The organism is Alkalihalobacillus trypoxylicola (genome assembly GCF_001590785.1).
Classification (GTDB): domain Bacteria; phylum Bacillota; class Bacilli; order Bacillales; family Bacillaceae_D; genus Alkalihalobacillus; species Alkalihalobacillus trypoxylicola.
This window is the reverse complement of record NZ_LTAO01000012.1, coordinates 474,952-496,639: the sequence shown is the minus strand read 5'-3', so window position 1 is coordinate 496,639 and position 21,688 is coordinate 474,952. Positions and strand designations below refer to the sequence as shown.

The 21,688-nt window shown below is 36.7% G+C and carries 17 protein-coding genes; 2 read left to right on the top strand and 15 right to left on the bottom strand.

The annotated features are described in order from the left end of the window. Positions 1 to 824 precede the first annotated feature (824 nt). From pnpS to dnaE, 14 genes are all read right to left on the bottom strand, one after another. A complete protein-coding gene (gene pnpS, locus AZF04_RS09535) occupies positions 825 to 2,621 on the bottom strand; it encodes a two-component system histidine kinase PnpS (RefSeq protein WP_061948513.1) in 1,797 nt (598 codons plus the stop codon). Further along, positions 2,614 to 3,339 (bottom strand): response regulator transcription factor, encoded by a 726-nt coding sequence (locus AZF04_RS09530; RefSeq protein ID WP_045481172.1) that lies wholly within the window; start codon positions 3,337 to 3,339, stop codon positions 2,614 to 2,616. The genes pnpS and AZF04_RS09530 overlap by 8 nt, the downstream gene beginning before the upstream one ends. Before the next feature lie 460 nt (positions 3,340 to 3,799). After that, entirely contained in the window at positions 3,800 to 4,741 is a 942-nt protein-coding gene (gene mdh / locus AZF04_RS09525; RefSeq protein WP_061948512.1) for a malate dehydrogenase, read from the bottom strand. 105 nt (positions 4,742 to 4,846) lie between these two features. Beyond that, positions 4,847 to 6,115, bottom strand: coding sequence for an NADP-dependent isocitrate dehydrogenase (gene icd / locus AZF04_RS09520; protein WP_045481166.1), 1,269 nt, complete (start codon positions 6,113 to 6,115; stop codon positions 4,847 to 4,849). Positions 6,116 to 6,246: 131 nt separating this feature from the next. Beyond that, positions 6,247 to 7,362 (bottom strand): citrate synthase, encoded by a 1,116-nt coding sequence (gene citZ / locus AZF04_RS09515; RefSeq protein ID WP_061948511.1) that lies wholly within the window; start codon positions 7,360 to 7,362, stop codon positions 6,247 to 6,249. A 338-nt stretch (positions 7,363 to 7,700) separates the two neighbouring features. Next, positions 7,701 to 8,171 carry a DUF441 domain-containing protein gene (locus AZF04_RS09510; protein WP_045481160.1) on the bottom strand — a complete coding sequence of 157 codons (471 nt, stop codon included), beginning with the start codon at positions 8,169 to 8,171 and terminating at the stop codon, positions 7,701 to 7,703. A gap of 44 nt (positions 8,172 to 8,215) precedes the next feature. Further along, positions 8,216 to 8,611, bottom strand: coding sequence for an FxsA family protein (locus tag AZF04_RS09505; protein WP_061948510.1), 396 nt, complete (start codon positions 8,609 to 8,611; stop codon positions 8,216 to 8,218). Positions 8,612 to 9,166: 555 nt separating this feature from the next. Beyond that, positions 9,167 to 10,924: a pyruvate kinase gene (pyk, locus tag AZF04_RS09500; protein WP_061948509.1), complete on the bottom strand. Its 1,758-nt coding sequence runs from the start codon at positions 10,922 to 10,924 to the stop codon at positions 9,167 to 9,169. 42 nt (positions 10,925 to 10,966) lie between these two features. Beyond that, positions 10,967 to 11,926 (bottom strand): 6-phosphofructokinase, encoded by a 960-nt coding sequence (gene pfkA / locus AZF04_RS09495; protein WP_061948508.1) that lies wholly within the window; start codon positions 11,924 to 11,926, stop codon positions 10,967 to 10,969. A 377-nt stretch (positions 11,927 to 12,303) separates the two neighbouring features. Next, positions 12,304 to 13,281, bottom strand: a complete 978-nt coding sequence (accA, locus tag AZF04_RS09490) for an acetyl-CoA carboxylase carboxyl transferase subunit alpha (protein ID WP_061948507.1) — start codon at positions 13,279 to 13,281, stop codon at positions 12,304 to 12,306. A 21-nt stretch (positions 13,282 to 13,302) separates the two neighbouring features. Then, positions 13,303 to 14,151 (bottom strand): acetyl-CoA carboxylase, carboxyltransferase subunit beta, encoded by an 849-nt coding sequence (gene accD / locus AZF04_RS09485; protein WP_061948506.1) that lies wholly within the window; start codon positions 14,149 to 14,151, stop codon positions 13,303 to 13,305. Positions 14,152 to 14,277: 126 nt separating this feature from the next. Next, positions 14,278 to 14,925, bottom strand: coding sequence for a FadR/GntR family transcriptional regulator (locus tag AZF04_RS09480; protein ID WP_061948505.1), 648 nt, complete (start codon positions 14,923 to 14,925; stop codon positions 14,278 to 14,280). Between the two features lie 43 nt (positions 14,926 to 14,968). Then, on the bottom strand, positions 14,969 to 16,210 hold the full coding sequence (gene ystJ / locus AZF04_RS09475; protein WP_082795296.1) for an NAD(P)-dependent malic enzyme: 1,242 nt from the start codon (positions 16,208 to 16,210) through the stop codon (positions 14,969 to 14,971). Between the two features lie 134 nt (positions 16,211 to 16,344). Beyond that, the gene (gene dnaE / locus AZF04_RS09470) at positions 16,345 to 19,710 is read right to left on the bottom strand and encodes a DNA polymerase III subunit alpha (protein WP_061948503.1); all 3,366 of its coding nucleotides are present in this window, start codon (positions 19,708 to 19,710) and stop codon (positions 16,345 to 16,347) included. 145 nt (positions 19,711 to 19,855) lie between these two features. On the opposite strand from dnaE, the gene AZF04_RS09465 reads away from it, so the two are divergent. Both AZF04_RS09465 and ytrI read left to right on the top strand, forming a co-directional pair. Further along, positions 19,856 to 20,185: a YtrH family sporulation protein gene (locus AZF04_RS09465; protein WP_045481137.1), complete on the top strand. Its 330-nt coding sequence runs from the start codon at positions 19,856 to 19,858 to the stop codon at positions 20,183 to 20,185. Between the two features lies 1 nt (position 20,186). Then, positions 20,187 to 20,696: a sporulation membrane protein YtrI gene (gene ytrI, locus AZF04_RS09460; RefSeq protein WP_061948502.1), complete on the top strand. Its 510-nt coding sequence runs from the start codon at positions 20,187 to 20,189 to the stop codon at positions 20,694 to 20,696. 44 nt (positions 20,697 to 20,740) lie between these two features. Here the strand turns inward: ytrI and AZF04_RS09455 are convergent, their stop codons facing one another. Further along, positions 20,741 to 21,679, bottom strand: coding sequence for a DHH family phosphoesterase (locus tag AZF04_RS09455; RefSeq protein ID WP_061948501.1), 939 nt, complete (start codon positions 21,677 to 21,679; stop codon positions 20,741 to 20,743). Positions 21,680 to 21,688 lie beyond the last annotated feature (9 nt).

Here is a 21,688-nt window from a genome sequence, read left to right as displayed (position 1 = left end):
TTTCAATCAATATGTAAATTCACAAGCATTCAAGACATATTTTTCACTTCACTTAAACTCACTACGTCATTTCTATCTTTTAAGAAAACCGAACGGTTAGGTTTTTGATTTTCACTTTAGGTAGATGCTTTCCCAAGGGCTTGYCTTCAGCTAACTCTGACTATCCAGAGCKTCGYCAGAGTGGATCTTCAGACTGCGCTGTTCCTTTGGGAGTCACTACCTWCCGTTTCAATCAATATGTAAATTCACAAGCATTCAAGACATATTTTTTACTTCACTTAAACTCACTACATCATTTCTATCTTTTAAGAAAACCGAACGGTTAGGTTTTTGATTTTCACTTTAGGTAGATGCTTTCCCAAGGGCTTGTCTTCAGCTAACTCTGACTATCCAGAGCTTCGCCAGAGTGGATCTTCAGACTGCGCTGTTCCTTTGGGAGTCACTACCTTCCGTTTCAATCAAGAAGTTAATTTAAAAATAATCATCTTATAATAAAAAAGAGGCCGTGACAATACCTCACGAATGAATCATTTCACACATGTTTGTCCCGACTGTTCGCTCTCCCAAGAAACTTCGCGTCCGATGAAGTGGCGCTGAACTAATTTTCTTTAAAAGTGGATTTATGGCCACTTCCTCCCACCGGAGTCTCCGTGTCTTGTGTCCGCTAACCTACGATTTTCATAGGGAATCTACCCGTTCAAAAAACCCTCCTTTTTTGAAAAAAGGAGGGTTCTATCGTTATTTTTGTATTTATCCATTACAAATCATTTCAAATTTCGCAATAGGCACTTCTTTATTATCTCAACCTCTTTTTAAAATACTTATCATTTTTTCCCATAGTCGGCATTCCATAATCCACGATTCGCCTCACGAGAAAAGGTAAGAATAAAGCTTGTTCCTTCTCCTACCACACTTTCAACTTGAATTTTAGCATCATGAGCCTCAACTAAATGCTTAACAATCGCAAGCCCTAAACCAGTTCCACCTGAATTTCGGCTTCTAGCCCGGTCGACTCGATAAAAGCGTTCAAAAATTCGTGGTATTTCCTTTTCACTTATACCGATCCCTGTGTCATGGATTTCCCATTGCACAGAATCTTCTTTTCCATTTATAATAATGTCTATTTTCCCTCCAGAGGGTGTATAAGTTATGCTGTTGTTAATTAAATTTATAGCAATTTGTTTAATTCTTTCCTGATCCCCCGCTATTTCACAATGACCTTCCGTTTGAACATTTAAAGAAATATCTTTCTGATCAGCCTTCTTTTTTAATAAATCAACAACATCCTCCGTGGCCTGCGTTAAATTTACTTTTGTTATATTTAGTTTAAAATAGTTCTGCTCGATTTTTGATAACTCTAATAAATCATGAATGAGTCCTTGAAGTCTTTCACTTTCCTTCCAAATAATTCTCAAGAACTTTTCTCGGAAAGCTTCATCATTCATAGCTCCATCCAATAGAGTTTCGCTGAAGCCTTTAATAGAGGTCACTGGAGTTTTTAGTTCGTGAGAAACATTTGCAACAAAATCTTTTCTTACCTGTTCTAGTTTTTTAAGCTCTGTTATATCATGTAAAACGAGTGCAATTCCCTTTAGACTGCCACGGTAACTAATGACCGGCGCCCCTTGCACATCATAGTATTTCGTTTCTAGCTGATGGACAATCGTCACCTGATTTCGTTGCTTTTCTTCTGTTAAAAAGACCGTTTGTATGATTTTAATAATTTCCTTATGCTTAATCTTTTCATGGTATAGCTGATGATCCCAAGTATCTGTGTTCTCTTCAAATATATCGCGACATGTTTTATTAATGAGTGAAATATCTCCACGCATATTAATTAATATTAATCCGCTTCCCATGTTTTCTATTAAGGTTTCCATTCGTTCCTTTTGTAACTGATGCCGCTTCGTAATATGATCTAAGTTTTGCGCCAAAACATTAACAGATTTCGTTAATTGCCCGATTTCATCCTGATTTCCTTCTAGTGTCCTAGCTTTAAAATTCCCTTTTGCTAGTTCATTTGCAACACCTGTAACATTTTCAATAGGGCGGATCATTTGTGACGTAATTCTTAATGTAATAAGAAAAATAACAATAGCAGCAAGAGAAAAGCTTATAATTAAAACCATCCAAATACTTCTGTTCATCTCATGAATATTGGCGGTTGCAAGACCAAGACGAACATAGCCTATGACTTCTTCTCCTTCTAATATGGGGACAGCATGATAAAGAAGCTCTTGTCCAATCGTAGTACTATATCGAATTTCAGTTCCTAGCTCTCCATCGATGATCGCTCTAATTTCAGGTCGCTCGCTATGGTTCTCCATCGAACCTGGACTTCCCTCTGATTCCCCAATTACATTACCATCGGGGCGAATAATCGTTACTCTTACTTCAAGCTCATTGCTTACATCCTTTGTAAAGGATTGAATGTCGCCATCTAGTAAATGATCCTCTTCGATTAAGTAGGATACTAAATCAGCATCATTCGCTAGTCTCTCGGTAAGATATTCCATATGAAAGCTTTTAAATAATTGCCCTATGACTATTCCTAAACCTGCCAAAACAATAAGCACTGTAATCATAACAGATGCCATTAGGCGAAATCGAAATTTAAACATTGCTAATAGGTTCTTCCAGCTTATAGCCTAAGCCACGAATGGTTTTTATATAAATTGGTTTTTTTGTATTTGGCTCAATTTTTTCCCTCAAATGGCTAATATGAACATCAACGATTCTTGTATCACCTACAAATTCATAATTCCACACGGCATTTAATAATTGATCTCTCGTTAAAACTCTTCCCTTATGATTAGCTAAATAAAGTAATAATTCGAATTCCTTTGGAGTAACATCAATGGCTTTATTTTTATAATAGACTTCATAGTTCTCAGGGAAAATTTCGACTTCCCCTATAACCATTTTTCCAGTTTGAGGGTTATTTTTTTTATGCTCTTCACTTGATTGCTGCGAAACGACTCTTCTTAAAATCGCCCTTACTCTCGCAACTACCTCTCTTGGACTAAAAGGCTTGGTCATATAATCATCTGCCCCAAGCTCTAGACCAAGAACTTTATCAAACTCATCGTCTTTTGCTGTTAGCATCAAAATCGGCGTCATAATTTTATTTTGACGTAACTGTTTACATACTTCTAAACCGTCCATGACTGGAAGCATTAGATCAAGAATCATTAAATCATATTCATTTTCTTGAGCCATTTTAAATGCCTCCCCTCCGTCAGGGGCAGTATCTACTTCATATCCGGATTGCTGTAAATTAAATTGTAATAATGTTGCAATTGATTCCTCATCATCTACCACTAATAGGCGTTGTGACATCATGCATTCCTCCCGTTTTTCTCCATTTGAATGAACGGTTCCCCTAATATGATCTCTTTATTGTATCTCTTTATTAATTCTAGTATATCAAAAAAAACAACAAAAGAATAAGTGAGCTGACAGGATATATGAAAAAGCTTCATTCTATTTAATTCCACATTTATAAAAAGGGACAAAACAATTGTTTAAGAAACCTATTAGGTAAGGTGCAGGGACCATTCGTTTCCTTAAGACAATACCTGTTCAATGAAAGGGTGCCAAACAAACATTTTTTTCTTCCTCCCACTGGAGTCCTGCTTACTTCTTTCATAGGGAATTTACCCTTTCAAAAAAACCTCCTTTTTTCAAAAAAGGAGGTTTTTTTGTGTTTCCATTGATTACTCTTCATTTCAAATTTCGCTATGAGATTTAAAAACAAGTTATGTCTCACTCTTAGTCGTTATTTCGATGCACGAGCTTATTACTTTGGTAATGCGCTCATAACTGTACGAACGGATTCTACAGATTTGTCTAAAGCCTCTTTTTCGTCCTCTAACAAATCTAGTTCAATGACCTTTTCAATACCATCGCCACCTAAAATGGTAGGAACTCCTAAATAAATATCCTCATAGCCATATTCACCTTCTAAATAGGCAATAGTTGGTATGACTCTTTTTTTATCCTTCAAGATAGCTTCGACCATTTGCGTTAAAGAAGCAGCTGGAGCATAATAAGCACTACCATTTCCTAATAAGCCGACTATCTCTCCGCCACCCTTTCTTGTTCTTTCTACTATTTCTTCCAAGCGTTGTTCTGAAATGAGCTTTGTGAGCGGCACGCCACCGGCAAAGGAATAACGTATTAACGGAACCATGTCATCTCCATGACCCCCAAGTACAAATCCTGTAATGTCTTCTACCGATAAAGAAAGCTCTTCTGCGATAAAAGTGCGGAATCTTGCTGTATCAAGAACCCCTGATTGCCCAATGACTCGATTCTTTTCAAAGCCTGATTCTTTATAAACCGTATAGGTCATTGCATCGGCTGGGTTTGTTAATACAATAATATAGCACTCAGGTGAATATTTAACGACTTCCCTCGTAACGGCTTTCATAATTTTAGCATTTGTACTCACTAGGTCATCACGGCTCATGCCTGGCTTTCTTGCAATTCCAGCTGTAATAACCACAACATCTGAATCCCTTGTACTTTCATAATCAGAAGAGCCGATAATACGAGAATCTACCCCCAATACCGGTGTGGATTCTAGCATATCAAGTGCCTTTCCTTTGGTTGGTCCATCCATTTGTGGAATATCGACTAAAACAACATCACCAAGCTCTTTTTGCGCAACCATCATAGCAGTAGTTGCTCCTGTAAAGCCTGCTCCTATTACAGAAATTTTCCGACGTTTGATTGCCATTTTTCTTCACTCCTCATACTTTCAGAGACCTTTTTTGTCAATAGTTGAAAGAAAAGCGTATGGATTTCACTCACATACGCTTTTAATCATGTATTCATACATCTATTATAGGTTTTTAATTAACTCATCAGCAAAACCAGAGCATTTCACTTCAGTTGCCCCATCCATAAGGCGTGCGAAGTCATACGTTACCACTTTGCTAGCAATTGTTTTATCCATTGAAGCCATGATTAAATCCGCTGCTTCATTCCAACCTAAGTGACGAAGCATTAACTCACCTGATAAAAGAACAGAAGAAGGGTTTACTTTATCTTGACCTGCATATTTTGGAGCTGTTCCATGAGTTGCTTCAAAAATAGCATGTCCAGTATCATAATTAATATTAGCTCCAGGAGCAATTCCGATACCACCAACTTGAGCAGCTAATGCATCAGAAATATAGTCTCCATTTAGGTTCATTGTTGCCACTACATCAAATTCCTTTGGACGAGTTAGAATTTGTTGTAAGAAGATATCAGCGATTGAATCTTTTACAAGAATTTTTCCAGATGCTAACGCTTCATCTTGAGCTTTATTAGCTGCATCTACACCTTCAGCTTCTACAATTTTATCATATTGTGCCCAAGTAAATACTTTATCACCGAATTCTTTTTCGGCTACTTCATAGCCCCAATTTTTGAAGGCTCCTTCAGTGAATTTCATGATATTACCTTTATGAACAAGCGTTACACTTTTACGACCTTCATCTAAAGCATATTGAATAGTCGCTTTTACTAAACGTTCCGTTCCTTCTTTAGAAACTGGCTTGATCCCTAATCCAGAAGTTTCAGGGAAACGAATTTTTGAAACATTTAGTTCATTTTGTAGGAAGTCAATTAGCTTTTTCACTTCATCTGAGCCTTCTTGATATTCAATACCAGCATAAATATCTTCTGAGTTTTCACGGAAGATGACCATATCTGTATCTTCAGGACGCTTGACAGGTGAAGGAACACCTTCAAAATAACGTACCGGACGTAAACATACATATAAATCTAGCTCTTGACGTAAAGCTACATTCAATGAACGAATTCCACCACCAACAGGAGTCGTTAAAGGACCTTTGATTGCGATCATATATTTACGAACAGCATCTAAAGTCTCCTCTGGTAACCAGTTTCCTGTTTCATTAAAGGCTTTTTCCCCAGCTAAAATTTCTTTCCATACAATTTTCTTTTCTCCGTTATAAGCTTTTTCAACGGCTGCATCTAGAACTCGAGAAGCAGCTGCCCAAATATCTGGACCTGTACCGTCTCCTTCAATGAAAGGAACGATTGGATTGTTTGGTACATCTAATACTCCGTTGTTTACTTTTATGACTTCTCCGTTTGACATTTCGATAAAACCTCCTCAAATAATTAACCTTGCTTTATATAGTGTGCATACTTAGCTTATCAAAAAACAAAGAATATTGTCACTAAATATCTTTATTTTCCTGCCTTTATTCATTGATACCTTCTGGCAACTTAACGCTTCTCTAATGGTATATAGACTTGTTTTCCTGGACCGTTGTATTCAGCACGAGGACGAATAAGACGATTATTGCTATATTGCTCTAAAATATGAGCTAACCACCCAGAAGTTCTACTTACTGCGAAAATAGGTGTAAATAAATCATGATCAATACCTAAGCTGTGGTAAACACTAGCCGAGTAAAAGTCTACGTTTGGTAAAATCCCTTTTTCTGATGTGAATAGTTCGTCAATTTTGACAGACATTTCATACCACTTAGACTCACCTGTAATTTCAGTAAGCTTTTTCGACATTTCTTTTAAATGCTTAGCACGAGGGTCTCCATTTTTGTATACGCGGTGACCAAATCCCATGATTTTTTCTTTATTATCAATCGCTTTACGAATATAAGGCTCTACGTTCTCAACGGAACCAATCTCATTAAGCATTTTCATAACCGCTTCATTTGCACCACCATGCAGTGGTCCTTTTAAAGCACCAATGGCTGCTGTTATTCCAGAATAAACATCAGATAACGTTGCAACACAAACGCGAGCAGTAAAAGTCGAAGCGTTTAATTCGTGATCTGCGTGAAGAACAAGCGCTTTGTTAAAGGCATTCACAGAAATTTCTTCTGGCTCTTCTCCAGTTAACATATATAGGAAATTCGCTGCAAATCCCAAATCTTTACGAGGCGAAACCGGTTCTTTTCCTTCACGCAAGCGCGAAAACGTTGTTACAATTGTTGGGATTTTAGCTTGTAGCTTAATCGCCTTTAATTGATTTGCTTCTTCCTCCATTACATCAGCTTCTGCATCATATAATCCTAGACTTGAAATCGCTGTTCTTAATGCGGCCATCGGATGAATACTATTTAATGGATAGCTCTTCATTTGCTCGATGATTTCACTTGGAATATCACTATGCTCGGCGAGCTGTGCCTTCAAGTTTTCTAATTCAGACTCTTTTGGCAAACGACCATTCCATAGTAAAAAAACTACCTCTTCAAAGCTAGCATGCTCAGCTAAATCATCAATCTCATAACCTTGATAGGTTAAAACATTATCAATGATTGAGCTTACGCTTGAAGTTGTCGCGACAATACCTTCTAATCCACGAGTTGTACTCACAATTATCTCTCCTTTATCCCCTAAAATCATCACATGAGAAGCCTATTAGTAAATGCTTACATTTCCAAAGTAAAAAAATTAGAAATGATTATGTAGGTAGGATTTCTCCATCCCCCATTATAAACATTTTTTTTACTTTTGTGAATGTTTTCGACTTAACTAATTATAATACTCCAATATTTACAAAAAAATTGTAAACAAAAAAGCTGTTCCTTTTTAGTCATTTAAAGACAGAATAAGGGACAACTATAAGTAAATGAAAAAGGATTACGACCTTATAGGCATGATCCTTTACAAAAATAATTACCCGATTGTTAAACAAATCAAACTCCCTTTTTTTAACCTCCGTGCTTAGTAAAGAAGGAAAATATTTGCATAATGAGGTAAGCAATCCCCGCCCCTATTAAAGGACCAACAGCGACTCCTTTAAATACGGCAACAGCTAAAATCGTCCCAAAAACTAATGCGGTTGTAATGTGTGGATCCTCCCTCAACAAATCAAGACCACTTGCAGCAATTACTGCTACTATAATACCTGATATTAGCGCAATCCATGCATAGGGAGATTTAACTGTAGAAACTAGCTCCTGAAATCCAATGTGTCCAGTTGCAATAGGAACTAATACCGCAATCGTTATAATGGTAACTCCTATATTAATCCCTTTATCTTGTAGTAGAGGAAATACTTTATCACCTAGACCTAGCCATTTAATCGCTAATAGAACAATGACCGCCACGAGTAGTGATTGATTTTTTGCGACTAATGCTATGAGTAATAATAAAATTAAAAATATAGATGCTTGAGACATGGACAGCGTCCCTTCCTGTTGTCTAATTCTTTAGTTAGAAAATGTTACCTCCTGTGCATAACGACAAAATTTCCTTTTTGAATGAGTCGATTTAATTGTTTTTTTAATAAAGCTTTGAACCACGTTCTTGTAAATGGAATGAGCAACAAAAAGCCCACAATATCCGATAAAAACCCCGGTACCAAAAGAGCTAATCCTCCTAATAAAATACAAAGGCCATCCAATAGCGCTGAGCTAGGCATTTGTCTTTGACTGGTTTGCAATTGCGCCACACGAATCGCTTGCAAGCCTTCTCTTTTGGCTAGCCATGCCCCTATAATGCTAGTAAAAATGATTAGTAGTAAGGTCGGGAACACGCCTATTAAATTTCCAACTAAAATAAAACCAGTAATTTCTAGAGCACTGAATATCAAAATAAAAAGCAGGATAAACTTCGGCATAATATTCTCCTTTAAACTGAAACTCTTATATCCATCTTACTTGTTTAGAATATCGAAAGCAATAAGTTCGAATTTCATCGTTACTTTTAGTGCTACCAAATAAGATAAGACCATACCCATGTATGAAGAATTCCACATGAGTTAGGGGCCAAGCAGTTTACTCCCCCACACACTCTGCTAAATGAACGTTTTTTCAAAAAACCTTGCTTCTTATGATAAGAGGGAAGACCCTGTTCGTTATTTGTGTATGCATCCATTACACACCATTTCAAGTTTCGCTACATTAAATAATCATTTTTGTCCCAGTATCTGGCTCTGCGACTGAGGCTTTTGTTACTGACTAATCCCTAAACAAATACGATATGATACCATTCCAATTTGTATGTGCAAACTGTTAGTATTTTTAAAGCATTAAATAATCTATACCTCGGGGGGCGTTTTTAGTATACCACTAGAAGCTTTTTCAGTAACCAAGACCTAGCTTAGGGTTCATTTATTCAACTAAAAAAGCTCTGAGAACTTGAATTCTCAAAGCTTTGTTTTTAACAGAAAATCTTAAAGTACACTAGCGTGTCCTCTATAGATGTCTCCACGAGTGCTATCAACCGTTACTTCATCACCCTCTGCAAATAACGTTAATGCACCATCTACCCCTACTACTACAGGAGTATTTAGACTAATACCAACAACTGCAGCATGAGACGTTAAACCGCCTTCTTCAGTAATAACGGCCGCTGCTTTTTCAAAGGCAGGTATCATATCTTTATCAGTACTTTGCGTTACTAAGATAGAGCCTTCTTGGACTTTTTCATTTGCTTCAGCTGCATCATGAGCTATCACAATTTTACCTGTTACCGAGCTTTTACCAATGCCTTGTCCTTTGGCAACCACTTCTCCAATAACATGAACTTTAATTAAATTAGTTGTACCCGACTCACCAACTGGAACTCCAGCCGTAATAACAACTCTCTCACCTTGCTTAATCACTCCTGTTTTCAAGGCAGCTTCCACTGTTGTTTCTAGCATATGATCCGTCGATTGTGCTTTTTCTCCTAGCACCGGATAAACTCCCCATGCAAGACTTAATTGACGAACGATATGCTCGTTACTAGTAACCGCAATAATATCTGCTTTAGGACGATATTTAGATACGATATGAGCTGTGTAGCCACTTTCTGTTGCCGAAAGGATAAACGGTGAATTTAAGTTTGAAGCCGTATGAACAACCGATTGTCCAATGGCACTAGTCGTTGTTGCCGCTTCTTCTTCTTTCGTTTTCTTGCTTAAAATAGCTTTGTAGTTTAGTGATTTTTCAGTACGAGCGGCAATTTTGTCCATCGTTTTTACTGCGTCGATTGGATAGTCTCCAGCTGCCGTTTCTCCTGAAAGCATAATCGCATCCGTACCATCAAAAATGGCATTAGCTACATCACTTGCTTCAGCTCTTGTAGGACGAGGGTTTCTTTGCATAGAGTCCAGCATTTGCGTAGCTGTAATAACAGGCTTCGCTTCAGCATTACACTTTTTAATTAACATCTTCTGAACTAACGGTACTTCCTCTACTGGAATTTCTACGCCTAAATCTCCACGAGCAACCATTAAACCATCTGAAACTTGAAGGATTTCATCAATATTATCGACACCTTCTTGGTTTTCAATCTTAGGGATGATTTTAACATGTGAGCCATTATTACTTTCAAGTAGCTCTCTAATTTGAAGAACATCAGCCGCACGACGAACAAATGAAGCTGCTACAAAATCCACATTTTGCTCAATTCCAAATTTAATATCTGCTGCATCCTTATCGGTAATTCCTGGTAAATTCACACTTACATTCGGAACGTTTACACCTTTTTTATTTTTTAATACTCCACTATTTAAAACCTTTGTTACAATTGCTGATTCTAAAATCTCTGCCACTTCTAGCTCGATTAAACCATCATCTAGTAAAATTTTAGATCCTACTTTTACATCATGAACTAATTCTGGATATGTAATTGAAATCTTTTCGCTATTTCCGACAACCTCTGTCATAGAAATTACAAGCTGTTGCCCTGCTTTTAATTCTGCCACGCCATTTTCTAATGTTTGGGTTCTAATTTCTGGACCTTTTGTATCTAATAGAATCGCTACCGTCTTCCCTGTCATTTCAGATGCTTTCCTAATGTTTACAATACGAGCTCCATGCTCTTCAAAATCTCCGTGAGAGAAGTTCAATCTGGCTACATTCATTCCAGCTTCCATTAAGCTTACTAGCTTATCAATGCTTTCACTTGCTGGACCTATCGTACATACAATTTTCGTTTTTCTCATAATTGCCTCCTAAAATTTTATATCTATTCTAATTTTTATTACTTAGATAGAAAGTTCTTGTGATAGCTTGTACATATCTAAATCGATTTGATGATTTTGTGAAAGAATTTCTTCTATATCATGATGGACAAGTTTATTGTTTTGGATTCCAACTGTTACTCCTGCTTCTCCTGCTAAAAGTAAATCCACAGCTTTTGCTCCTAAACGACTTGCAAGAACTCGGTCAAAGCCCGTTGGAGATCCACCACGTTGAATATGGCCTAATACCGTTACTCGAGTTTCCATATTTGTCGCTTCACTAATTCTTTTACCGAAATCAAATCCATTTCCAACGCCCTCAGCAACCATAATAATACTGTGTTTTTTGCCACGTTCCTGTCCTCTATTTAAACGACTGACAATTTGATCCATATCAAAATCAGCCTCAGGAATTAAAATCGTTTCTGCACCATCTGCTAAACCTGACCAAAGAGCTAAATCACCTGCATGACGGCCCATGACTTCTATCACATATGTTCTTTCATGTGAAGTTGCCGTATCGCGAATCTTATCAATCGCATCAATGACCGTATTTAAAGCTGTATCGAATCCAATTGTAAAATCTGTTCCTGGAATGTCATTATCAATAGTACCAGGCACACCAATCGTTGGGAACCCGTGCTCTGTTAACTTTTTCGCACCTTGAAATGAGCCATCTCCACCAATTACAACGAGCCCTTCAATCCCAAACTTCTTTAACTGTTCAATACCCTTTTGTTGACCTTCTAATGTTTTAAATTCTTCGCAACGTGCTGTATAAAGCATGGTTCCACCTCGGTGAATGATGTCACCTACAGAACCTAACTCCATTTTATGAATATCTCCAGCTATTAAACCAGAATATCCATATTTAATTCCATAAACCTCTAAATCATGATAAATACCTTTTCTGACAACCGCACGTATAGCAGCGTTCATTCCTGGAGAATCGCCACCACTTGTTAATACCCCAATTCTTTTCATGCAAAAATCCTCCTACTTCTATATATAAAATCAAAATGGATAAAAATACGCTCGTTGACTTCTTTATTATAATACTAAGATCAAATTAAATAAAATAATGCTAGACTATTAAATGGATTACATACCCTTTAAAAAATACCACTATCAATCGCTGATTACAATAACCAACCGGTGAATATTAAGACATTTTTTCACTTTCCTTTAAAGGAAATTTATTAAAAGGAAATGAATGCGTTTTATTTAATCGAATACCCTATAAACTTCCAAATCAAACGATGGGACAGAACCATCTTCATTCCTATTCTCTAACCAAAGTCTAATCAAGAGTTCGTACATTTAAACATGGAAAAAAGTGCTTCCATATTATAGAAAGCACTTTATCTGCTGTTGTTGTTATCGCTTACAACGCTATATTCTCCAATGTTTTTGTATTTCATGTATTTTTGTTCAATAAGCTCTTCCTTCGATAAAAGAGTTAATTGCTGTAATGATTCTTTAATGATTTTTTCTATAAATGACGCCTGCGCTTTAACATCACGATGAGCTCCACCTTTGACTTCAGGGATAATTTCATCAATCACACCCAGCTGTTTTAAATCTGGAGCCGTTATTTTCATTGTCTCCGCTGCTTTTTGTGCTAAAGAAGCGTCCTTCCATAATAAAGCGGCAGCACCTTCAGGTGATATAACAGAATAAGTAGAGTTTTCAAGCATATGAATATGATTGCCTACACCTAAAGCGAGAGCTCCACCACTACCTCCCTCACCAATGACAATACAAATAATAGGAACAGAGAATCCAGCCATTTCGATTAAATTACGGGCAATTGCTTCGCTTTGTCCACGTTCCTCTGCCTCTTTCCCAGGATACGCACCTTTTGTATCAATAAAGCAAATAATAGGTCTGTTAAACTTATCGGCTTGCTTCATTAGGCGTAAAGCTTTTCGATAGCCTTCTGGATGTGGCATTCCAAAATTACGATAAATATTATCTTTTGTATCTTTCCCACGTTGATGACCAATTACCGTTACAGGTTTGCCTTCAAATTTAGCAATCCCTCCCACAATAGCTGGATCATCTCCATACAAACGATCACCATGTAATTCAATAAAGTTGCTAAAAAGATGAGAAATGTAATCTAACGTCGTCGGTCTTTCCGTATGACGAGCTATTTGAACTCTTTCCCACGGCTTTAAATTTCCGTAAATTTCTTTTTCTAAATCTTGTAGTCGTGACTCTAATTTTTTAATTTCCTCTGATAAATCTATTTCTTTTTCTTCAGTAAAAGAACGTAATTCGTTAATCTTATTTTTCAATTCAATAATAGGTTTTTCAAACTTAAGATCTGTTGCCATTTCGGTACCCCCTTATAGGCTTTACACTTGGTGCATATCAATAATGTTTGCTAGTGTTTCCTTCAATTCTGAGCGATGAATCACTCGGTCCAACTGCCCATGCTCTAATAAAAATTCAGCTGTTTGAAAGTTTTCTGGAAGCTCTTGTCTAATCGTTTGTTCGATGATTCGTCTTCCAGCAAAACCAATTAGTGCTTTTGGTTCTGCGAAATTATAATCACCAAGAGAAGCAAAGCTAGCCGAAACTCCACCCGTTGTTGGATGTGTCATAATCGAAATAAAGAGTAAGCCTTCACGACTTAATTTCTCCAACGCTGCACTTGTTTTAGCCATTTGCATTAGACTTAAAACACCTTCTTGCATTCTCGCTCCACCAGATGCAGAAAACAAAATAAACGGATATTTCTTTTTAACTGCTTCTTCTACAGCCCTTGTAATTTTTTCACCAATTGCTGAGCCCATACTTCCCATAATAAATCGAGGGTCCATAACAGCGACCACAGCTGGTCCTTCATTGATCGTTCCTTCTCCAGTAACGATCCCTTCATTAAGTCCCGTTTTCTTCCTTATATCCTCTAGCTTTTGTTCATAAGTTGGGAAGTTTAGTGGATTTTCACTCGTAATTCCTTGGTCATATTCCTTAAAGCTTCCTTCATCAAATAAACTAGCGATTCTTTCATAAGCGTTCATTCGGTGGTGATGTCCACAAGAAGCACAAACTAATAAGTTCTTTTTTAATTCCTTTGTATACATAATCGTACGACAAGAAGGACACTTGGTCATTAAGCCTTCTGGCACCTCTTGCTTAGCTCTTTCAGAGGGGATTGTAGCATAGCGCTTCTTTTTGACAAATAAATCCTTGATATTCATTTTGGCACCTCACTTGCCACCTTAATTCATCGTACCCAATAATGGAAGCTTAACTATTGAAAAACATAAAGATAATTTATTGTATGGTCAAGCTTTTAATTTATAACCACTACTATTTACTTCTTTTTAAAAGTGGGTTTCTTTAAGATGACGATTTAATAAAAATAGTAACCTCTCTTGGTCATGCTGATACATCGACTCAAGTATTTCTTGATGATCGATGACGGCTTGTTCACTATCGCCTAGATGATAATCATTTAAACAGATAACTTTATTAAACTCCACTAGTGAAGTCCATATATTAATCATTAATTTATTTTTTGATATCTCTATTAATTGTTTATGAAAAAGGTAATCTAACTCATACCTTTTTTGCTGTTTCTGCTTTTTTTGCTTAGAGATTAAATCATTTAACTCCATATAATCTCTATTTGTAAAGTTAGGCATCGCTAACTTCATTAATTCCAACTCAATAATAATTCTCGTTTCTTTTAAATTATTTTTTGCTTCGTCGTTTCGTAGCATAAACATTAATAGTAGATCGACGAGACGATGGCTACTTGAAGGCTTAATAAACGTACCTTCCCCCCGTCGTGTTTCAATTACATCTAATAATTCTAATGCTCGTAGCGCCTCTCTGACAGAAGAACGGCCTACCGATAAGCGTTCACTTAGCTCTCGCTCAGACGGTAGTTGATCACCAGCGTTTAAGTGTTGCTCGATTATTAAATGATTGATTTCTTTAATCACATCTAAAAAACGCTTTGATTGCACGGTAACTCCTTCTGCTTTTAACTAGAAGCCTGATTTGTATCTATTAAGAATTTTGGCCAATGATTGCTAACTTTTTCGTTTTTTCAGCAATGCTTTCTGGGTCTACCCTTTTTCTTGCAACCCCAGTTTCCATCGCTGCCTTAGCAACTGCAGCTGCTACCGCAGGAGCAACTCTCGTATCAAAAGGAGCAGGAATCACATAGTCTGCTGATAAATCCTCTTGTTTTACTAAGTCAGCTATTGCATATACCGCAGCTACCTTCATTTCCTCATTGATATGTGTAGCACGGACATCCAATGCACCTCTGAAAATCCCTGGAAATGCAAGAACGTTATTTACTTGGTTAGGGAAATCAGAACGGCCTGTTCCAATCACACTAGCTCCAGCAGCTTTCGCATCCACTGGCATAATTTCAGGATCAGGATTAGCCATAGCAAAAATAATCGGATCAGCATTCATAGATTGAACCATTTCAGTCGTTAAAGAACCTGCAACTGAAACACCAATAAATACATCTGTTCCAACAATAACATCTGCTAAGGAACCTTCTTTTTGATCTTTATTTGTATATTTAGCAACTTCTGCTTTGACATCATTCATACCAAATGGTCGATTTTCATAAATAGCCCCTTTGGAATCACACATAATAATATCACGTACACCCATTCTGTGAAGCAACTTTATAATAGCAATTCCTGCTGCACCCGCTCCATTTGCTACGACTCTAATTTCAGATAGCTTCTTGCCTGATAATTTCAGGGCATTAATTAAACCAGCTAACGTAACGATAGCTGTTCCATGCTGGTCATCATGAAAGATAGGTATATTCGTTTCTTTCTTCAATCGTTCTTCAATTTCAAAGCAGCTTGGTGCTGCAATATCTTCTAAATTTATCCCACCAAATGTAGGCTCTAATAATTTGACCGTTTCTACAATTTGGTCAACATTTTCAGAACGTAAGCAAATAGGGAAAGCATCTACACCTGCAAATGACTTAAACAATACAGCCTTACCCTCCATAACAGGTAAAGAGGCTTCAGGACCTATGTTACCTAACCCTAGGACTGCTGTACCGTTACTTACAACCGCAACCATATTCCCTTTCATTGTATACTCATATACCGATTCAACATCTTCAAAAATTTCTTTACATGGTTCGGCAACACCTGGAGAATAAGCTAAACTTAAATCGTTGGCTGTCTTAACGGGTACTTTTGATTTTGATTCTAGCTTTCCTTGATTCACACGGTGAATGTGCAATGCTTCTTCTTTTAATGTGGACACAAAGGTCACTCTCCTTATTTTTATCCTTCTGAGTTCACGATTCATTGGAATTGACTCACTGGTCTGACCACTAAAACATTACTATTATAAATGATCCTCTTTCATTAGCCAACCCTAATTCTTAGGTTGTCTACTCACGGACTAAAAACAACATTATCTATTCCTAATAAGTCTTCTAATTCTTTTATTAGCTCTTTTGAGCCATTAACCTTCTCATGTAACTGAACTTTTTTCTTTGTAGCCTCATCAACAACAATCACTTGAGAATGCCCGTGATAATCCCGAACAATTTGATGAATGGTAGCCATAACCTCTTGTTTTTTTATCTCTGAAGGTATCTTCAAAAACAACCCTTTTGAATAGTTTATCTGGTTAATTCTTGTTAGTACTTCTAATGACTTAGCTTTGTTGATAATAAATTGATTGTCTTCCTTAGAATAATCAAATTTACCTTCAAGCAGCAGTAATTGCCCTTCTTTAAAAGTACTTGCAGACTCTTTCCAAATCTTTGGAAAGATCACACCATCAAAACGTCGTGTTTCATCACTCATTTTTATAAAGGCCATATACTCGCCTTTTTTTGTTTTTATTTGTTTAATATTTACGACTAATACAGCAATTCTACAAAGATTTCTTTTTTCCTTTAAAGCTTGTTCAATTGTTGTTCTTTTAAAACTTTCTAATACCGTTTCATACTTTTCGATAGGATGACCGGACAAGTAAAAACCAAACACTTCAAACTCATATTCAAGCTTTTCTAAATCTGAAAGAGGTTCTTGCCATATATAGTTTGGTCTTTCAAGAGAAATAGTAAATAAACCTGCACTTTCCTCCTCAAATTCACGAACACGCTCGGCATATTCAAGAGCTTCATCTATGGTCGCCAACATGGTTGCTCGTTCCTCTTCAAAAAAGTCAAGGGCACCTGCTTTAATTAGATTTTCAATCATTCTACGATTTATGATTTTAAGATTAACCTTCACACAAAATTCAAATAGGTTCTTTGGTGTTTCTTGCTGTTTCAACACGAGTAATTCCTTTGCCGCTTGCAATCCTATGTGGTCGATTGGAAGATATCCTGTCCGAATAATATGGCGCTCTTCCACTGTAAAATAAGCACCACTTTTCTCCAAGGATGGAGGTAAAATTCGAATACCCGCATTACGAACTTCTTCTAAATATTCAACGAGCTTATCAGATTGATGGACAGCGCTTGATAGCAAAGCAGCATAGAAGATGGCTGGAAAGTGCACTTTGACGTACGCTAATTGATAGCTAATGAAACTATATGCCACTGCGTGACTACGATTAAATCCATAGTTAGCAAAACGTTCTATTAATTTAAATACTTCTTCTCCTATTGAAGAAGAGTATCCTTTTGCTTTCGATCCCATTATAAAATGCTGTTTTTCTTTTAAGAGCTCATCTCTATTCTTTTTACTTATAGCTCTTCTTAATAAATCGGCTTCTGCTAGTGAATATCCCGCTAAATACACAGCGATTTGCATAATTTGCTCTTGATAAACGACAACACCATATGTAATGCCTAGAATAGATTCTAAGTCTGGATGAATGTAATGAATAGTCGAATCTTTCGCGTTCTTTCCTTCTATATAATTAGGAATAAAATCCATTGGACCCGGGCGATATAACGCATTTACAGCAACAATATCCTCGATGTTTTTTGGACCTAGCTGTCTTAAAACCTTTCTCATTCCAGGAGATTCTAATTGAAAAATCCCTGTCGTTTCACCCTTAGCTAATAGTTCATATACTTTGCTATCCGTTAGTGGTATTTTTAAAAAGTCTAAAGCCTCTCCAGTTTCTCTATAAATCATTTCATTCATATTTTCTAGCACCGTTAAATTACGTAGCCCTAAAAAATCAAACTTTACAAACCCTAATTTTTCAAGGACTTCCATCGGAGCTTGTGTAATATAAACATTTGATCCACCATTTTGTAGTGCGACATATTGAGTAATAGGTGATTTACTGATGATAACACCGGCTGCATGAGTCGATACATGCCTCGGTAGTCCTTCAATTTTATGGGCCAGCTCTAGCATCCTAGCTACTTCCTCAGATTGCTGACATAAAGTAACCAATTCTTGATTTTGTTCAAGAGTCTGCTCAATGGTTGTGTGATATCTGGAAGAAATCATTTTAGCCACTTTTTCTATTTGATAAGCATGAACACCTAAAGCTTTTCCTACATCTCTTATTGCCGCCCTCGCTGCAAATGTACCAAATGTCATAATTTGAGCAACATGCTTTTCACCATATTTCTTTTGAACATATTCAATTACTTCTTCACGCCTGTGATCCGGAAAATCGATATCAATATCTGGTAGAGATTTTCGTTCCGGATTTAAAAACCGTTCAAATAATAATTGATATTCGATCGGGTCAATTTCCGTAATCGCTAATAAATAGGCTACAAGGGAGCCTGCGGCCGATCCACGACCTGGTCCAACTAGAATATTTTGTTCTTTGGCAAAGCGGACAAAATCCCAAACGACGAGAAAATAATCTTCAAAGCCCATGCTTTGAATAATTTGTAATTCATGTTCTAATCGTTCAGAAATTTCATCAGTCACGAATGGATATCGACTTTTTAATCCTTTTTCGCACAACTGCCTTAAATATTGAGAGCGATTTCCTTCTTTTAATGGGTACTGAGGCATTTGTAGCTGATTAAACTCCAACGTAACTTGACAGCTCTTTATAAGCTTATCCATGTTAGCTGTAACGTTTGGAATATCTCCGTAAAATGCTTGCCATTTTTCTAGACTAATAAAATAAGCGTTTTCCTCTTCCTTACTTAACGTAATATGTTCAACAGGCTTCCTTAATTTAATCGATTTTAAAATTAGATAACTTGCTCTATCTTCTTTAAAAAGAAAACGAAGAGGCCTCCCCGGTATATACTTCATTTGAAGTTGCTTTGCTAATTCAATGAGCTGAGCTCGCTGATAGCTTTCTTGTTCCCCATCTCCATTCAGTTCTATATATGTATCTTCTAACCATGTCTCTTTTGTCCAATTTTTGATCCATTGTATAGCGGTTGCCTGATTTTGATTTTTGAGATGGAACTGATGACCACCATTATAAAAAGGAAGGATGATTACACAGCCTTTTACATAATTTAGCCACTCCTCTTTTGTTAGATAGCTTTCTTTCGGATTCTTTGTGCCCAATACAGAGGCAATCCTAATTAACGAACGGTAGCCTTCTTCCGATTTTGCAATAAGGCGTTTTGTATAGAGTTGCTGCTCACCCATTTCATCATCCATGACGGTTACTTCTAATCCTAATAGCGGCTTTATATGATATTTAAGACAAGCTTCATAAAAAGGAATTGCTCCATACATCACATGATGATCTGTCAAAGCAAGCGCCTCATAGCCTAATGATTTAGCTGATTTCACTAAATCATCTATTCGGTTGGTTGATGATAATAAGCTGTACTCACTATAGACATTTGTTTGAACCCATTTCATATGATCCCTCGCTCCAAACCTTTTCCTTTTATTATAGTTTAAAAAAGTCTATACATAAAAGTTCTAATCTTTTTGCATGATTTTTTTAACCAAGCCATATATTGATTACAACAGACCTTTAATACAAGTTAGAAGGGTGATTGTAATGACTAGAGAATTATTGTCAAGTCTAGTAGATGTTTTCTTTGTTGCCTTTGGTGTAATTATTGGTGGTGCTTTAATAGGTAGTATTGGTGCTTTTTTAACGGGCAAACCACCCTTAACTGAAATCTATAATTTATCTCAATCTTTAAAAATTTGGGCCATTGTGGCTGCCATAGGTGGTTCCTTTGATGCCATTACCAGTATTGAAAGAGGTTTATTCTCTGGAATACATGATGACATTTTACGAACACTTATGATGCTTTTCACAGCCCTAATCGGTGCACAATCCGGAACCATCTTACTACAATGGCTGGTAGGTGGTGAACAATAAAATGCGAATCCCTCCTTATTATAAACGTCCTGGCTGGCAACGTTTTTTTGCTGGACTTGCTTTAGGGGTGATCGTAGGTTGGATTTTCTTTCTTTCACATTATGGTCAAGTTTATCAGGATATGGTCGTGAAAATTGGAAAGCAAGAAGGGATGATTAGACATTTAGAAGCAGACATTGAACAATTAAAAATTGATCAAATCGTTTTAAACGAAGAAAACCTAAAAAAGTTGACCGTACAAGATATTCAAGTAAGAATTACCAATGAACGTGAAATGAAATTAAGTCAGCTTACTCTTTTTGAATTGAAGCAACAAGTACTTGCGGAGCTTGATTTTATGGAAAGAAAGGATATAGAAAGTGTAGATGAATCTTTAGATTTATTATATCGTACCATTCAAAATAAAACCTACCTTGTTAACGAAACAGAGTATACAGTTGAAATAAAGGGACATTCCCTTTATACGACTTTACGGCTTCATATCGAGATTCATATTAAACAAAAGCGCTAACTAGAACAAAGTCTTGGAGACTTTGTTCTTAACGCTCTCTTCGTTTATTGCTTAGATAATTCCTTTAATTCAAACAGAAGCTGATCAGCTTCCTGCCATGAGTAAACCGTCGCACCAGAAGCTAAAGGATGTCCACCTCCGTTGAACTTCTTAGCAAGCTGATTAATGATAGGACCTTTTGAACGTAATCGTACACGAATTTTCTCTTCATCCTCTACAAAAAACACCCATGACTTTAACCCTTCAACACTGGAGAAAATATTTACTAATTGTGAAGATTCACTAGAAGTAACTCCAAATTCCTCTAAATCCTTTTTATTTAATCTCATTTCACCTACACCTTCTCGTTCATGAAAGGTAAAATGTTGAAGAACAAAGCCTTCTAGACGCGCTATCTTAATCTCTTTATGATGAAATTGAGAATAAAAATGGTTTTGATCAAAACCCTTCTCTACTAGCTTTCCTGCTCTACTCAACGTGTTTTTTGTTGTATTATTATAAAGAAAACGTCCAGTATCTCCAACGATCCCTGCATAAAGTAAAAGAGCGACCTCTGAATTCAAGCCTTTTTCAATGATAGATGATGCTTCAATTAAAGCTACAATCATTTCACTTGTTGAACTCATACTCGTGTCGACCCAATTAGAATCTCCATAGTTATCCTCTTCAGGGTGGTGGTCAATCTTTAAAACTTTCTTTCCTAAGCGATAGCGTTTATCACTAATCCTTTCTTGATTCGCTGTATCTAAAATGATAACTAGCGCATCACTGTATATCTCATCCTCTATCTGATCCATCGTTCCTAGAAATCCTAGTGAAGGCTCTTCATCACCAACTGCATAAATTTCTTTTTTTGGATCCATTGATAGAATAAGTGTTTTTAATCCTAATTGAGACCCGATAGCATCAGGATCAGGTCGTTCATGTCGATGGATGACAATCGTTTTCGCTTCCAATATATCATTTATTATTTCTTTCAGCATAAAGTCCTC

What these genes read in the sequence shown, in the direction of transcription:
- pnpS (WP_061948513.1), bottom strand. Translation starts at nt 2,621, where the DNA reads ATGTTTAAATTTCGATTTCGCCTAATGGCATCTGTTATGATTACAGTG.
- AZF04_RS09530 (WP_045481172.1), bottom strand. Translation starts at nt 3,339, where the DNA reads ATGTCACAACGCCTATTAGTGGTAGATGATGAGGAATCAATTGCAACA.
- mdh (WP_061948512.1), bottom strand. Translation starts at nt 4,741, where the DNA reads ATGGCAATCAAACGTCGGAAAATTTCTGTAATAGGAGCAGGCTTTACA.
- icd (WP_045481166.1), bottom strand. Translation starts at nt 6,115, where the DNA reads ATGTCAAACGGAGAAGTCATAAAAGTAAACAACGGAGTATTAGATGTA.
- AZF04_RS09510 (WP_045481160.1), bottom strand. Translation starts at nt 8,171, where the DNA reads ATGTCTCAAGCATCTATATTTTTAATTTTATTATTACTCATAGCATTA.
- AZF04_RS09505 (WP_061948510.1), bottom strand. Translation starts at nt 8,611, where the DNA reads ATGCCGAAGTTTATCCTGCTTTTTATTTTGATATTCAGTGCTCTAGAA.
- pyk (WP_061948509.1), bottom strand. Translation starts at nt 10,924, where the DNA reads ATGAGAAAAACGAAAATTGTATGTACGATAGGTCCAGCAAGTGAAAGC.
- pfkA (WP_061948508.1), bottom strand. Translation starts at nt 11,926, where the DNA reads ATGAAAAGAATTGGGGTATTAACAAGTGGTGGCGATTCTCCAGGAATG.
- accA (WP_061948507.1), bottom strand. Translation starts at nt 13,281, where the DNA reads ATGGCAACAGATCTTAAGTTTGAAAAACCTATTATTGAATTGAAAAAT.
- accD (WP_061948506.1), bottom strand. Translation starts at nt 14,151, where the DNA reads ATGAATATCAAGGATTTATTTGTCAAAAAGAAGCGCTATGCTACAATC.
- dnaE (WP_061948503.1), bottom strand. Translation starts at nt 19,710, where the DNA reads ATGAAATGGGTTCAAACAAATGTCTATAGTGAGTACAGCTTATTATCA.
- AZF04_RS09465 (WP_045481137.1), top strand. Translation starts at nt 19,856, where the DNA reads ATGACTAGAGAATTATTGTCAAGTCTAGTAGATGTTTTCTTTGTTGCC.
- ytrI (WP_061948502.1), top strand. Translation starts at nt 20,187, where the DNA reads ATGCGAATCCCTCCTTATTATAAACGTCCTGGCTGGCAACGTTTTTTT.
- AZF04_RS09455 (WP_061948501.1), bottom strand. Translation starts at nt 21,679, where the DNA reads ATGCTGAAAGAAATAATAAATGATATATTGGAAGCGAAAACGATTGTC.